General features: G+C 69.2%; 11 protein-coding genes. 9 read left to right on the plus strand and 2 right to left on the minus strand.

Going from position 1 to position 14,050, the window contains the following annotated elements; translation table 11 throughout:
* Positions 1-4 precede the first annotated feature (4 nt).
* A complete protein-coding gene (gene xdhB, locus ACE3RQ_RS00180; RefSeq protein ID WP_374518712.1) occupies positions 5-2,305 on the minus strand; it encodes a xanthine dehydrogenase molybdopterin binding subunit in 2,301 nt (766 codons plus the stop codon).
* Positions 2,305-3,768, minus strand: coding sequence for a xanthine dehydrogenase small subunit (gene xdhA, locus ACE3RQ_RS00185; protein ID WP_374518714.1), 1,464 nt, complete (start codon positions 3,766-3,768; stop codon positions 2,305-2,307). Before xdhA ends, xdhB begins: the two co-directional genes overlap by 1 nt.
* Before the next feature lie 102 nt (positions 3,769-3,870).
* Between xdhA and ACE3RQ_RS00190 the strand changes: the two genes are divergently transcribed.
* The 9 genes from ACE3RQ_RS00190 to ACE3RQ_RS00230 all read left to right on the plus strand — a co-directional run bounded on the left by ACE3RQ_RS00190 (position 3,871) and on the right by ACE3RQ_RS00230 (position 14,008).
* Entirely contained in the window at positions 3,871-4,821 is a 951-nt protein-coding gene (locus tag ACE3RQ_RS00190; RefSeq protein WP_374518716.1) for a LysR family transcriptional regulator, read from the plus strand.
* Positions 4,818-6,374 carry an ABC transporter ATP-binding protein gene (locus tag ACE3RQ_RS00195; protein WP_374518718.1) on the plus strand — a complete coding sequence of 519 codons (1,557 nt, stop codon included), beginning with the start codon at positions 4,818-4,820 and terminating at the stop codon, positions 6,372-6,374. The genes ACE3RQ_RS00190 and ACE3RQ_RS00195 overlap by 4 nt, the downstream gene beginning before the upstream one ends.
* On the plus strand, positions 6,361-7,416 hold the full coding sequence (locus ACE3RQ_RS00200; RefSeq protein WP_374518720.1) for an ABC transporter permease: 1,056 nt from the start codon (positions 6,361-6,363) through the stop codon (positions 7,414-7,416). Before ACE3RQ_RS00195 ends, ACE3RQ_RS00200 begins: the two co-directional genes overlap by 14 nt.
* Positions 7,417-7,418: 2 nt before the next feature.
* Entirely contained in the window at positions 7,419-8,339 is a 921-nt protein-coding gene (locus ACE3RQ_RS00205; protein WP_374518722.1) for an ABC transporter permease, read from the plus strand.
* 54 nt (positions 8,340-8,393) lie between these two features.
* Entirely contained in the window at positions 8,394-9,533 is a 1,140-nt protein-coding gene (locus ACE3RQ_RS00210; RefSeq protein WP_374518724.1) for a BMP family ABC transporter substrate-binding protein, read from the plus strand.
* A 160-nt stretch (positions 9,534-9,693) separates the two neighbouring features.
* On the plus strand, positions 9,694-10,761 hold the full coding sequence (locus ACE3RQ_RS00215) for a Rieske 2Fe-2S domain-containing protein (RefSeq protein WP_374518726.1): 1,068 nt from the start codon (positions 9,694-9,696) through the stop codon (positions 10,759-10,761).
* 14 nt (positions 10,762-10,775) lie between these two features.
* Complete coding sequence (locus ACE3RQ_RS00220) at positions 10,776-11,783, plus strand: adenosine deaminase (protein WP_374518728.1); 1,008 nt, start codon at positions 10,776-10,778, stop codon at positions 11,781-11,783.
* 76 nt (positions 11,784-11,859) lie between these two features.
* Complete coding sequence (locus tag ACE3RQ_RS00225; RefSeq protein WP_374518730.1) at positions 11,860-12,828, plus strand: hypothetical protein; 969 nt, start codon at positions 11,860-11,862, stop codon at positions 12,826-12,828.
* Positions 12,829-12,907: 79 nt separating this feature from the next.
* Entirely contained in the window at positions 12,908-14,008 is a 1,101-nt protein-coding gene (locus ACE3RQ_RS00230) for a BMP family ABC transporter substrate-binding protein (RefSeq protein ID WP_374518731.1), read from the plus strand.
* Positions 14,009-14,050 lie beyond the last annotated feature (42 nt).

The following is a 14,050-nucleotide window of genomic DNA, read 5'->3' on the forward strand; positions in this document are numbered from 1 at the left end:
GCGTTCAGCCACCCAGGGCGCGCAGCACCTCTTCGGCCGTGACCGGCGCGTTCACCGAACCGGCGTCACCACCGGCCTGGTCGATGGCGTCGCGCAGCGCCTCGTACACGCTGATGGCCAGCATGAAGGGCGGCTCGCCCACGGCCTTGCTGCCGTGCACGTTGTCTTCGCGGTTGGCCTCGGGCCACAGGTCCACCCGCAGGTGGCGTGGCACATCGCCGGTGGTGGGAATCTTGTAGGTGCTGGGCGCGTGGGTGGTGAGTTGGCCTTTCGCGTTCCACACCAGTTGCTCGGTGGTGAGCCAGCCCATGCCCTGCACGAAACCGCCCTCAATCTGCCCGATGTCCAGCGCCGGGTTGATGCTGTGCCCCACGTCGTGCAGGATGTCCACCGCCAGCACGCGGTATTCACCCGTGAGGGTGTCGATGGCCACCTCGCTGCAGGCCGCGCCATAGGCGAAGTAATAGAAGGGCCGCCCGGTGAGGGTGGTCTTGTCGTAGTGAATCTTGGGCGTGCGGTAGAAGCCGTCGCTCCAGAGCTGGATGCGGTTGGCGTAGGCCGCGCCCACCACGTCTTCCCAGCGCCGGGTGCCCTTGGGCGTGTGAATTTCGCCACCGGCAAAGCGCACCGCGCCCGCGCCGCAGCCGTCGAGCCCGGCCACAAAGGCGGCCAGGTTGTCGCGCACGTGGCGCGCGGCGAATTGCGCGGCGCGGCCGTTCAGGTCGGTGCCGCTGCTGGCGGCGGTGGCGCTGGCGTTGGGCACCTTGCTGGTGTCGGCGGCGGTGCACACCACGCGCTCGAAGGGCACGCCCAGCTCGTCGGCCACGATCTGCGCCACCTTGGTGTTCAGGCCCTGGCCCATTTCGGTGCCGCCGTGGTTCACCATCACGCTGCCGTCGGTGTACACGTGCACCAGCGCGCCGGCCTGGTTGAACAGCGTGGCGGTGAAGCTGATGCCGAACTTCACCGGCGTGAGCGCCAGGCCCTTCTTGATGACCGGGCTCTCGGCGTTGAAGGCCGCGATCTGCTGGCGGCGCTCGCGGTAGCGGCTGGTCTGCGCCAAGGTGGTGATGAGGGGGTCGAGGATGTTGTCCTCCACCGGCATCTGGTAGTGGGTGACGTGGCGTTCGTTGGTGCCGTAGAGGTTGCGCAGCCGCACGTCCAGCGGGTCCAGGCCCAGGTGGCGGGCGATGTCGCCCAGGATGCGCTCGATCACGATCACGCCCTGCGGCCCGCCGAAGCCGCGAAACGCCGTGTGGCTTTGCAGGTTCGTCTTGCAGCGGTACGAGCTGATGGCCACGTCCTGCAGGAAGTAGGCGTTGTCGGCGTGGAAGATGGCGCGGTCGGCCACCGGGCCGGAGAGGTCGGCGCTGAAGCCGCAGTTGGCCAGCATGGTGAGCTGCAGGCCGCAGAGCAGGCCGCTGCCGTCAAAGCCCACGCGGTAGCTGTAGGCGAAGGGGTGTCGCTTGCCGGTGATTTGAAAGTCGTCGTCGCGGTCCAGCCGCAGCTTCACCGGGCAGCCCAGCTTGTTCGCGGCCACGGCGGCCCACACCGCCAGGTGCCCGGCCTGGGTTTCCTTGCCGCCGAAGCCACCGCCCATGCGCCGGCATTCCACGGTGACGGCGTGGTTGGGCACGCGCAGCGCGTGCGCCACCCAGTGCTGCACCTCGCCCGGGTGCTGGGTGCTGCTGCACACCCACCACTGGTTCTGTTCCAGCGGCAGCACATAGGCCACCTGGCCTTCCAGGTAGAAGTGTTCCTGCCCGCCCACTTCAAAGCTGTCTTCCAGCACGTGGGGCGCGCGGGCCAGCGCGGCGGCGGCGTCGCCGCGCGCCACGTGCACCGGGGGCAGCACGTACTGCTGGCGGGCGTGGGCCTCGTGCACCGTGAGCACGGGCGGCAGGGGTTCGATGTCAAGCTTGACCAGGCGCGCGGCGCGGCGCGCGGTCATCACGTCGTCGGCCAGCACCAGGCCGATCACCTGGCCCACGTGCTGCACCGTGTCGTGCGCGAACACCGGCTCGTCGTGGCCAAAGGCCGCCAGGATCGGGTCGCCCGGCACGTTGGCCGCGTCCACGAAGCCGCGCACGCCGGGCAGGGCCAGCGCGGGTGACGGGTCAACCCCGCGCAGGCGGCCGTGGGCCACGGGTGAGCACACGGGCGCTGCGTGCACGGTGCCGCGCACCTCGGGCATGTCGTCCACGTAGGTGGCCAGGCCCGCCACCTGGGCGCGGGCGCTTTCGTGCACGCGCGAGGTGCCGGCGGCCAGGGGCAGGGTGGTGATCGTGTGGTCTGGGGCGTTCATCACAGGGCCTCCAGGTGAATGCCTTGCTGGCCCTGGCTCTCCAGCCAGAAGCGCTGCAAGAGGTTGCCGAGCACGGCGCGGCGGTAATCGGCGCTGGCGCGCATGTCGCTGATGGGCTGGAACTCGGCGCGCAGCGTGGCCATGGCGGCCATGACGGTGTCGCCGTGCCAGGGCTGGCCCAGCAGGGCGGCCTCGGTCTGGCGGGCGCGCACCGGGGTGGCGGCCACGCCGCCCACGCCGATGCTGGCCTGCGCCACCACGCCGTCTTGCAGGTGCAGGCGCAAGGCTAGGCACACGGCCGAGATGTCGTCGTCAAAGCGTTTGCTGATCTTGTACACGCGCAGGCGCTCGCCCGCCGTGGGGCGCGGCACTTTTACCCAGGCCAGCAGCTCGTCGGGCTTCATCACGTTCTGCCGGTAGCCGGTGTAGAGGTCTTCCAGGCGCAGCTCGCGGTGCGCCACCTGCCGGCGCTTGGCATCCCAGCGCATCAGCACCACGCTGGCGCCCAGGGCGATGAGCAGCGGCATGCTGTCGCCAATGGGCGAGCCGTTGGCCACGTTGCCGCCCAGGGTGCCGGCGTTGCGCACGGGCAGGCCGGCGAAGCGCTCGGCAAAGGTCTTGATCTCGGGGCGCTCGGCCACCAGGGCGGCAAAGGCCTCGCTCAGGCTCACGGCCGCGCCAATGGCCATGTGGTGAGGGTAGGTCTCCACCTGGCGGATCTCGGCGGCGCCCGTCACGTCCAGCACCTGCGGGAAGCGCTTGTGCTGCTTGGTCACCCACAGGCCCACGTCGGTGGTGCCGGCCACCACCTGGGCTTGCGGGTGCTCGGCCCGCGCCCGCAGCAGCGCGGGCAGGGTGGTGGGGCGCAGGTAGGCGCCGCCGCGCTGGGCGGGCAGGCTGGCCAGGCCGCGCAGGGTGGCGCTGCGGTCCAGCCCGGCGCCAGGGGGCAGGGGGAAGTCGCCCATGCGCTGGGCGGCGTCCAGGATGGGGCGGTAGCCGGTGCAGCGGCACAGGTTGCCCGACAGGTCGGCCTGGGCCTGCTCGCGCCCCACGCCGGTGCCGCCGCTGCCCTCGTACATGGCGAACAGGCTCATCACGAAGCCCGGTGTGCAGAAGCCGCACTGGCTGCCGTGGCACTGCACCAGGGCCTCTTGCACCGGGTGCAGCTCGCCGCCAGGGGCGGTGATGTCGGCGGCGGTGAGCACGGCCTGGCCGTGCACCGAATGCGCCAGCTTGATGCAGCTGTTCACCGCCTTCAGGCGCAGTTCGCCGCCCACCGCCTCGCCCAGCACCACGGTGCAGGCGCCGCAGTCACCCTCGCCGCAGCCCTCCTTCACGGCGGTGCAACCCAGGTCTTCGCGCAGCACCTCCAGCAGGGTGCGGTCGGGTGGTACATTGCCCAGCGTCACGGGCTGGCCACGCCGCCAGAACGTCAGCGGTTGAGAGAGGTCAGAGGGCTTCATGCGCGCCAGCATAGCGCCGCCCCCCAGGCACGACATATGCTCAGCCGTATGCCGGGCATGCCGCCCGCGCCATGCTCCGCCCCGTGACAAAGGTTGGAATACATGTCCATGTTCGACAAGATCGATCTGCACCTCATTCGCGTGCTGCACACCGTGCTGACCGAGCGCAATGTTTCGCGCGCGGCGCTCAAGCTCGGCATGCACCAGCCCGCGGTGAGCGCGGCGCTCAAGCGCCTGCGCGAGCTGGCGGGCGACCCGCTGCTGGTGCGCTCGGGCGCGGGCATGGTGCCCACCGTGGCCGGCCTGCGCATGATCGAGCCGGCCGCCGACATTCTGCGCAGCGCCGAGGTGATGTTTTCCGACGCCCGCCGCTTTGACCCGGCCACCGCGCGCCACACCTTCAGCCTGGCCGCCAGCGACTACCTCGACCCCTTCTTCCTGCCGCAGCTCGTCATTCACCTCAAGGCCGCCGCGCCGCATTGCGCCATCGACATCCACGCCCTCTCGCGCGACGCCGACTACCGCGCCCACCTGGCGCAGGGCACGGTGGACGTGGTGATCGGCAACTGGGTCGAGCCACCGGGCGATCTGCACCTGGGCCGCCTGTTTGGCGACGAGGTGGTGTGCCTGGTGTCCAACCAGCACCCAGCGGTGCGCCGGGGGTGGGACGAAGCCGCCTGGCTGGCGGCCGAGCACGTGGCGCCCATGCCCGCCTACCCCGGTGCGCGGGGTTTTATCGACGAACACCTTGCACGCAAGGGGCTTGCGCGCAATATCACCGCGCGCTGCCCGCATTTCGGGCTGATACCGGCCATGGTGGCCGGCAGCCTGCTGGTGCTCACCACCGGACGCCAGTACGCCGAGCGCTACACAGCGGTGCTGCCGGTGCAGGTGCTGCCCTGCCCGGTGAACTTCCCGCGCATGATGTATTACCAACTCTGGCACGAGCGCACCCACGCCAGCGCGGCCGGGCGCTGGCTGCGCGAGCAAATCAAACACGTGGCCGCATCGCTGCGACAACCCGAACACGTTGCCCCCCAAGAGGCCGCATGACCCCACCCACTTCACCCCACCGGCTGCAACTGGCCGGCATCACCAAGCGCTACCCCGGCGTGGTGGCCAACAACGGCGTGTCACTCACCGTGCAGCCCGGCGAAATTCACGCCGTGCTGGGCGAGAACGGCGCCGGCAAGTCCACCCTCATGAAGATCATTTACGGCGCCGTGAAGCCCGACGAGGGCTCGGTGCTGTTCAACGGCCGCCCGGTGCACATTCGCAACCCGCAAGAGGCGCGGGCGTTGGGCATCAGCATGGTGTTCCAGCACTTCAGCCTGTTCGACACGCTCACCGTGGCCGAGAACGTGTGGCTGGGGCTGGACAAATCGCTCTCGCTGGCCGAGGTCACCGCCAGCATCACCGCCAAGGCCGCCGAGTACGGGCTGGACGTGGACCCGGCGCGGCCGGTTCACACCCTGTCGGTGGGCGAGATGCAGCGGGTGGAGATCATTCGCGCGCTGCTCACCAGCCCGCAGCTGCTCATCCTGGACGAGCCCACCTCGGTGCTCACGCCGCAGGCGGTGGACAAGCTCTTCGTGGTGCTGCGCCAGCTCGCGGCCGAGGGCTGCAGCATTCTGTACATCAGCCACAAGCTGCACGAGATTCGCGCGCTGTGCACTGCCTGCACCGTGCTGCGCGGTGGCCAGGTCACCGGCGTGTGCGACCCGCGCCAGGAAAGCAACGCCTCGCTCTCGCGCCTGATGATCGGCGCCGAGCCGCCTGCGCTGACGCCGCGCCCCTCGCGCGCCGGCGCGCCGGTGCTGGAGGTGGCCGGCCTGAGCCTGGCCAGCGAAGACCCGTTTGGCACCGCGCTGGAGCGCATCGCACTGACGGTGCGCGCCGGTGAGGTGGTGGGCATCGCGGGCGTGTCGGGCAACGGCCAGGGCGAGCTGCTGATGGCGCTGTCGGGCGAGGACCGCCGCGCTCCGGCCGGCAGCGTGCGCGTGGCCGGGCAAGACGTGGCCCGCCTGGGCCCGGGCCGCCGCCGCGCGCTGGGCCTGCACTTCGTGCCCGAGGAACGCCTGGGGCGCGGGGCCGTGCCCACCATGTCGCTGGCGCACAACCTGCTGCTCTCGCGCCGCGACGCGGTGGGCCCGCTGGGCTGGCTGCGCGTGGGCGCGCTCAAGCGCCAGGCGGCCGACATCATTGCGCGCTACCAGGTGAAGGCCAACGGGCCCGACGCGGCGGCCAAGTCGCTCTCGGGCGGCAACCTGCAGAAGTTCATCGTGGGCCGCGAGATCGAGGCCAAGCCACACCTGCTCATCGTGAGCCAGCCCACCTGGGGCGTGGACGTGGGCGCGGCGGCGCAGATTCGCGGCGAGATTCTGGCCCTGCGCGACGCCGGTTGCGCGGTGCTGGTGGTGAGCGAAGAACTGGAAGAGCTGTTCGAGATCAGCGACCGCCTGCACGTGATCGCCAAGGGCCGGCTCTCGCCCACCCTCGACCGTGCCGAGGCCAGCATCGAGCGCATTGGCGAGTGGATGTCGGGCCTGTGGGACGACGCCAGCGCGAACCACAAGAAGAAGGAGACCGCCCATGCTGCGGCTTGAAGTCCGACCCCAGCCCTCCAAGGCCTGGGGCCTTGCCTCGCCGCTGCTGGCGCTGGTGATCACCGTCGTCATTGGCGTGTGCCTGTTCGCGGCCCTGGGCAAAGACCCGGTGCGCGGGCTGCAGGTGTTTTTCTGGGAGCCGATCAAAAGCCCCTACGCCCTGTCCGAGCTGATGGTGAAGGCCACGCCGCTGCTCATCATCGCGCTGGGCCTGGCGGTGTGCTTCCGCTCCAACGTGTGGAACATCGGCGCCGAGGGCCAGTACATCCTGGGCGCCATCTTCGCCGCGGGCGTGGCGCTCACGGCCGACAAGAGCACCGGCCCCTGGATCGTGCCGGCCGTGCTGGCCGCGGGCGTGCTGGGGGGCTTGTTGTGGGCGGGCATCACCGCCTTGCTGCGAGACCGCTTCAACGCCAACGAGATTCTGGTGAGCCTGATGCTGGTCTACGTGGCGGTGCAGGTGCTCAATTACCTGGTCTATGGCCCCTGGAAAGACCCCATGGGCTACAACTTCCCGCAGACCAAGACCTTTGAGCGCGTGACGCAGATTCCGCGCCTGATGGACGGCTCGCGCGTGAACATCGGCCTGCTCATGGCCCTGGGCGGCGTGGTGGCGGTGTGGCTGTTTCTGTTCCGCACCCGCGCGGGCTACGCGCAGATCGTGGGGGGCCTGGCGCCCGCGGCGGCGCGCTACGCGGGCTTTTCGTCGCGCCGCGCGCTGTGGACGGCGCTGCTGATCTCAGGCGGCGCGGCCGGCCTGGCCGGCGCGCTGGAGGTGGCGGGGCCCATCGGCCAGCTCACGCCCTATGTGCCAGCGGGCTATGGCTTCGCGGCCATCATCGTGGCCTTCGTGGGCCGGCTGCACCCGGTGGGCATCGTGTTCTCGGCCATTCTCATGAGCATGTTCTACATCGGCGGTGAGCTGGCGCAGTCGCGCCTGGGGCTGCCCAAGTCCATCACCGGCGTGTTCCAGGGCCTGCTGCTCTTCGCGCTGCTGGCCTGCGACACGCTGATCGCCTATCGCCTCGTCTGGAAGAAGTGAACATGGAACCCACCGCACTGCTCATCGCCGCCACGCTCAATGCGGGCACCGTGCTGGCCATTGCCGCGCTGGGCCTGCTCATCAACGAGAAGGCGGGCATCGTCAACCTGGGCGCCGAGGGCATGATGCTCTGCGCCGCGCTGGCCGGTTTTGCCACCGTGGTGCACACCGGCAGCACGCTGCTGGGCTTCGTGGCCGGCATGGCCGCGGGGGCCGCGCTGTCGGCCATCTTCGGTGTGCTGGTGATCTGGCTCAACACCAACCAGTACGCCACCGGCCTGGCCCTCAGCCTGTTCGGCGCGGGTTTCTCGGCCTTCGCGGGCACCCGTTTCGTGCAAGAGAAGCTGCCCGAGCAGGTGGTGCACGCCATTCCGGTGCTGGCCGACATTCCCTTTCTGGGCAACGCGCTGTTTCGCCACCACCCCATGGTCTATGCCTGCGTGGCGCTCACGCTGGGCCTGATCTGGTTCCTGTACCGCACGCGCGCCGGCCTGGTGCTGCGCAGCGTGGGCGAGAGCCCCGAATCGGCGCACGCACTGGGCTACCCGGTGCGCCGCATCCGCCTGATGGCGGTGATGGCCGGTGGTGCGCTGTGCGGCCTGGCTGGCGCTTATGTGTCCACCGTGTACACGCCGCTATGGGTGGAGGGCATGATCGCCGGCAAGGGCTGGATCGCCCTGGCCCTCACCACCTTCGCCACCTGGCGCCCGGCACGTGTCTTGCTGGGTGCCTACCTGTTCGGTGGCGTGACCATGCTGCAGTTCCACTTGCAGGGCATTGGCGTGAACCTGCCCAGCCAGTTGCTGACCATGCTGCCCTACCTGGCCACGGTGGTGGTGCTGGTGCTGATCTCGCGCAACCCGACCTGGATTCGCGTGAACATGCCCGGCTCTATCGGCAAACCGTTCTACCCCGGTTCATAATCTTTTGAGCAATCGGGTTTTGTCCCATTTTCTTTCTCATCACAGAGGATCTCCATGACCGATCTGAGCAAACGTTCCCTCATGAAAGTGGCCGCGCTGACCGCGCTGGCTGGCGCCGCCCTGGTGGGCTGCGGCAAGAAGGAGGAGCCGGCCGTGCCCGCACCGGCCCCCGCCGCCGAGGCTCCCAAGGTCGAGCCGCTGAAGATCGCGTTTGCCTACGTCGGCCCGGTGGGCGACGGCGGCTGGACCTTTGCCCACGACAACGCCCGCAAGGCGCTGGAAAAAGAGTTCGGCGACAAGATCGTCACCAGCTTCGTGGAAAGCGTGCCCGAGAGCGCCGACGCCGAGCGCGTGCTGCGCGACATGGCCAGCCAGGGCAACAAGCTGATCTTCGGCACCACCTTCGGCTACATGGAGCCCATGCTCAAGGTCGCCGCCGACTTCAAGGACGTGAAGTTCGAGCACGCCACCGGCTACAAGACGGCCGAGAACATGCGCACCTACGACAGCCGCACCTACGAAGGCGCGTACATGGCTGGCGTGATCGCCGGCAGCATGACCAAGAGCAACAAGCTCGGCGTGGTGGCCTCGATCCCAATCCCCGAGGTGATCCGCAACATCAACAGCTTCACCCTGGGCGCCCAGTCGGTGAACCCGAAGATCAAGACCAGCGTGGTCTGGGTCAACGGCTGGTTCGACCCGCCGAAGGAAACCGAAGCCGCCACCTCGCTGATCAACGGCGGTGCCGACATCCTGTTCCAGAACACCGACTCGTCGGCCGTGCTGCAGACCGCCGAGAAAATGGGCAAGCGCGCCTTCGGCTGGGATTCCGACATGACCGCCTACGGCCCCAAGGCCCACCTGGGTTCGGCCGTCATCAACTGGGCCCCGTACTACATCAAGGCCACCAAGGACGCCCTGGAAGGCACCTGGACCACCGGTGGCGTGTGGTGGGGCCACAAGGAAGGCGCGATCGACATGGTGTCCATCGCCGAAGACGTGCCCGCTGACGTCAAGGCCAAGATCGACACCATCAAGGCCGGCCTGAAAGACGGCTCCTTCGTGATCTGGAAGGGCCCGATCGCTGGCCAGGACGGCAAGGAAGTGCTGGCCAAGGACGCGGTGGCGGACGATGCGTTCCTGGGCGGCATCAAGTTCTATGTCAAGGGTGTAGAAGGCAAGCTGCCTAACTAAGGTTCCCCCTGCGCCGCTTCGCGTCTTCCCCCCTGAGGGGGGACCCCACCTGTGGCCCGGCGGAGCCGGTTCCACGGTGGGTGCTGGACTGAAGGCACGCGCTTCGGATCTGTTCGCCGCTGCGTTTTGCAGCGGCGTTTTTCTTTGGAGGGCACAGCACATGGTCGAACGACAACTCTGGCACCCGGTGATCGCGGGCATTCACTTGCGCGAGGCGCCGGTGGCGGTGGAACTGCTGGGGCAGGCGCTGGTGTTGTGGCGGGAGCCGGGGCACGAGGGCGAGGCGGGGGGGGTGCACGCGTGGGCGGACCAGTGCCCGCACCGGGGCGCGAGGCTGTCGCTGGGGCGGGTGCTCACCAACTTGCATGGCGCGCGGCTGGAGTGCCCGTACCACGGCTGGCAGTTCGCGGGCCATGGCGCGGCGGCGCATGGGCACCATGGCGGGCCGGTGGCGGTGGGGCGCTGTGTGCACGTGCCCGCGGCGCCCACCTTCGAGTCGCCCGAGCGGCATGCCGCCCAGGTGTTTGAGGCGCAAGAGCGCCACGGCCTGGTGTGGGTGCGGCTGGAGCGGCCCGACCTCACGCAGGTGCCGCCTTCGCTGGCCCAGCCGCCCGCGTTCGCGCCCTGGAGCGACCCGCTCTGGCGCCAGCTCATTTGCGGCCCTTACGAGGTGGCCACCAGCGCACCGCGCCTGGTGGAGAACTTTCTGGACCTGAGCCACTTCGGCTTCGTGCACGAGGGTTGGCTGGGCGCGCGCCACCACGCGCAGGTGGACACCGGGCGGGTGGAAGAGGGCATGGACGGCGTGCACGCCCGCGATTGCAAGGCCTGGCAGCCGCGCGCCTATGCGGGCGCGCAAGACGGCACCTGGGTGGCCTACCGATACACCGTGCCGCACCCCTTCGCCGCTGTTCTGCACAAAGACGCTGCCGAGGGCGACCCGGTGAGCAACGCCATTGCGCTGTTCATTCGCCCCGACGGGCCCGAGGCCTGCACCGCCTGGTTCGCCATGGCGACCTTGGGTGACCTGTCGGACGACGAGGAACTGCGCGCCTTTCAAGACGCGGTGTTCGCGCAAGACCGGCCTATCGTGGAATCGCAAACCCCCAAGCGCCTGCCCATCGGGCAAGACGGGCCGATTGCCGAGGTGCACGGCCCGGCCGACCGCATGTCCAGCGCGTACCGGCGCTACCTGGCCCGCGTGGGCGTCGCTCTTGGCGTCTGCTGAACCGGAGGATTGTCATGAACGCCATCGAACTGGTCCGCGCCATCCCAAAGGCCGAGCTGCACATCCACATTGAGGGCTCGCTGGAGCCTGAGCTGATCTTCTCGCTGGCGCAGCGCAACGGCGTGGCCTTGCCTTACCCCAGCGTGCAGGCGCTGCGCGAGGCCTATGCCTTCACCGACCTGCAGAGCTTTCTGGACATCTACTACGCCGGCGCCAGCGTGCTGCTGCACGAGGCCGACTTTTTCGACATGGCCTGGGCCTACTTCCAGCGCGCCCATGCCGACCGCGTGCGCCACGCCGAGCTGTTCTTTGACCCGCAAACCCACACCGCGCGCGGCGTGCCGGTGGGCACGGTGATTGCCGGCTTGCGGCGCGCGTGCGAGCGGGCGCAGGCCGAGCTGGGCATCAGCAGCGAACTGATTTTGTGTTTCCTGCGCCACCTCAGCGAAGAAGCGGCCTTCGCCACGCTGGAAGATGCCCTGCCGTACCGCGAGCACTTCATCGGCGTGGGGTTGGATTCGAGCGAGGTGGGCCACCCGCCGAGCAAGTTCTCGCGCGTGTTCGCGCGCTGCCGCGAACTGGGGCTGCGCATCGTCGCCCACGCGGGCGAAGAGGGGCCGCCAGCCTACATCTGGGAGGCACTCAAGGACTTGAAGGTGGAGCGCATCGACCACGGCGTGCGCTGCCTGGAAGACCCGGCCCTGGTGGCCGAGCTGGCGCGCCGGCGCGTGCCGCTGACGGTGTGCCCGCTCTCCAACCTGAAGCTGTGCGTGGTGAACGACCTGCGCGACCACCCCATGAAGCGCCTGCTGGACGCTGGCCTGTGCGCCACCGTGAACAGCGACGACCCGGCCTACTTCGGCGGCTACCTCAACGCCAACTTTGAGCAGACGGTGCAGGCGCTGGGCCTGTCTCGCGACGACGTGATCGCCCTGGCGCGCAACAGCATCGAGGCCAGCTTTGTGAGCGAGGCCCGCCGCGTCGAGTTGTTGGCCGAGCTGGCGGCGGTGGCCGCCGCTTGAGGCCTTGAGTTAGCTCATTGCGCGCCGTTCGATGGCGGGCGATCATGTGGCGCACAACAGTCAACGGGGTGTGCCCATGGTCAAGGTCTGGCGGCGTGTGGTGCTGTGGGTGCTGGCCCTGGGGCTCAGCGCCTGTGGCGGTGGCAGTGTGGAGTTTTATTGGGGCCCTTCGCCCAGCGGCTGGGTGACGATTGACCCGGTGCCCAGCACGGTGTGCGACGGCGCCACGCTCAGCGGCGAGGCCTTCATCAGCCCCACCTACTGGAACTGCTGCAGCGGCACCGCACAGCAGATGACGGCGGTCACCGTGTCGTGGCGCAACGAGACGACGGGCGCCTCTGGCCTGGCCAGCCAGTCGGTGAAGGTGGGCACGCTGGTGCCGCTGTACGACCACGTGTGGACGGCCACCGTGCCCTTGGTACTGGGCAGCAACCGCATTGCCATCACCGCCACCGACGTGGCCGGCATCACTGCCACGGCGCGCACCACGGTGGACAAGACTGGGGCCTCGTACACCATCTCCGGTCGGATGGCCACCGCCAATGGCGACTGGGGCATCGGCCAGGTGGAAAGCGGCGCCTCGGTGCAGGCGGTGGGGCCGGTGCAGGCCAGCGCCCTGCCCAGCAGCGGTGCAGGCGGCGGGCAATACACGCTGAGCTGCCTGCCGCCCGGTCAGTACCAAGTGCGCCCGCAGGCCGTGCCATGGCAGTTTGCGTTTTCTCCCTCGGTGCGGGTGGTGGACGTGGTGGCGTCCAACGTGAGCGGGGTGGACTTTCAGGCGCCCGCGCAACGCCTGAGTGGGCGGGTGAGCTGGGCCGCCAACGGCCAGCCCAGCGTGGGCGACCTGCTCACCGTCTCGCAAGGGGGCAACTCGCTGGCGCGGCTCAGCAATGCGCAGGGGACCTATGGGTTTGTGCTGCCCGATGGGCTGTACCGCGTGACGCCCAGCGACCCGTATTGCCCCGGTTGCGTGGTTTACCAGCCGGCTTGGCGCGACGTGACGCTGCAGGGTGCTGACGTGGCCGGCGTGGATTTCGTGCACTAGGTAAAATCCCGGTCCTACGCGAGCCGGTGCTTCCCCGGCTCGCGTTTTTCATTCACCGGAAGCCATGTAGAGGAACACCATGTACAAAAACCTCGTGGCCCGGCGCGCCTGCGTCCTGGCGGCCGCCAGCTTTTTCGTCTCCCCCATCGTTCACGCCCAGCTGGCCAAGGCCGAGCCGGTGAAGGCCGCCTTTGTCTATGTGGCCCCGCTCACCGATGCGGGCTGGGTGCGCCAGCACGAGATCGCCCGCCAGGCGGTGCAGGCGGCCCTGGGGCCGCGCGTGCAGACGCACTACGTGGAAAACGTGCCCGAAGGGGCCGACGCCGAGCGCGTCATCCGCGACCTGGCGCAGCAGGGCCACCAGATCATCTTCACGCCCAGCTTTGGCTACATGGAGCCCACGCTGAAGGTGGCGCGCGAATTCCCGAACGTGAAGTTCGAGTCCGTCACCGGCTACAAAACCGCGCCCAACGTGGCCACGGTGAACGCTCGCTACTACGAGGGCCGCTACCTCGCCGGCGTGGCCGCCGGCCGCCTGGCCACGCAGGCCGGCTACGTGGCGGGGCTGCCCATTCCCGAGGTGATCCAGGGCATCAACGCCTTTGCGCTGGGCATGCGCTCGGTCAACCCCAAGGCCACGGTGAAGGTGGTGTGGATGGGCGAGTGGTTCAACCCGCCGCGCGAGCGCGACGCCGCCATGGCGCTCATGAACCAGGGCGCCGAGGTGCTGGCCTTTCATGTGGGCTCCACCGCCGTGATGGTGGCCGCGCAAGAGCGCGGCAAGCTGGCCGTGGCCTACCACTCCGACATGCGCCGCATCGCGCCCGACGCCCAGGTGGTGGCCGTGACCCACCGCTGGGACGACTACTACACCGCCCGCGTGAAGGCCGTGCTCGACGGCAGCTGGGCCAGCCGCAGCACCTGGGGCGGCGTGGCCGACGGCATGATCCGCGTCGAAGGCTTTGGCCGCCGCGTGCCCGAGAAGGTGCAGCGCGAGGTGCTGATCCGGCAATCGGAAATGGCGGCCGGCAAGATCACCGTGTTCGCCGCGCCGCGCGGCCAGGCCCTGCGCGACAACGAGGGCCACGTGGTCATTCCCGCCGGGCAGCGCCTGGGCGAAGACGCCATCGCCAACATGAACTGGCTGGTGCAAGGCGTGCAGGGCCAGGTGAAGCCCTGACCCACGCGATGGCCGCTGGATGGCCGTCATTGGCCATCGCGT

Origin of the sequence: Hydrogenophaga sp., assembly GCF_041913525.1 — a bacterium.
Lineage (GTDB): Bacteria > Pseudomonadota > Gammaproteobacteria > Burkholderiales > Burkholderiaceae_C > Hydrogenophaga.

What these genes read in the sequence shown, in the direction of transcription:
- xdhB (WP_374518712.1), bottom strand. Translation starts at nt 2,305, where the DNA reads ATGAACGCCCCAGACCACACGATCACCACCCTGCCCCTGGCCGCCGGC.
- xdhA (WP_374518714.1), bottom strand. Translation starts at nt 3,768, where the DNA reads ATGAAGCCCTCTGACCTCTCTCAACCGCTGACGTTCTGGCGGCGTGGC.
- ACE3RQ_RS00190 (WP_374518716.1), top strand. Translation starts at nt 3,871, where the DNA reads ATGTCCATGTTCGACAAGATCGATCTGCACCTCATTCGCGTGCTGCAC.
- ACE3RQ_RS00195 (WP_374518718.1), top strand. Translation starts at nt 4,818, where the DNA reads ATGACCCCACCCACTTCACCCCACCGGCTGCAACTGGCCGGCATCACC.
- ACE3RQ_RS00200 (WP_374518720.1), top strand. Translation starts at nt 6,361, where the DNA reads ATGCTGCGGCTTGAAGTCCGACCCCAGCCCTCCAAGGCCTGGGGCCTT.
- ACE3RQ_RS00205 (WP_374518722.1), top strand. Translation starts at nt 7,419, where the DNA reads ATGGAACCCACCGCACTGCTCATCGCCGCCACGCTCAATGCGGGCACC.
- ACE3RQ_RS00210 (WP_374518724.1), top strand. Translation starts at nt 8,394, where the DNA reads ATGACCGATCTGAGCAAACGTTCCCTCATGAAAGTGGCCGCGCTGACC.
- ACE3RQ_RS00215 (WP_374518726.1), top strand. Translation starts at nt 9,694, where the DNA reads ATGGTCGAACGACAACTCTGGCACCCGGTGATCGCGGGCATTCACTTG.
- ACE3RQ_RS00220 (WP_374518728.1), top strand. Translation starts at nt 10,776, where the DNA reads ATGAACGCCATCGAACTGGTCCGCGCCATCCCAAAGGCCGAGCTGCAC.
- ACE3RQ_RS00225 (WP_374518730.1), top strand. Translation starts at nt 11,860, where the DNA reads ATGGTCAAGGTCTGGCGGCGTGTGGTGCTGTGGGTGCTGGCCCTGGGG.
- ACE3RQ_RS00230 (WP_374518731.1), top strand. Translation starts at nt 12,908, where the DNA reads ATGTACAAAAACCTCGTGGCCCGGCGCGCCTGCGTCCTGGCGGCCGCC.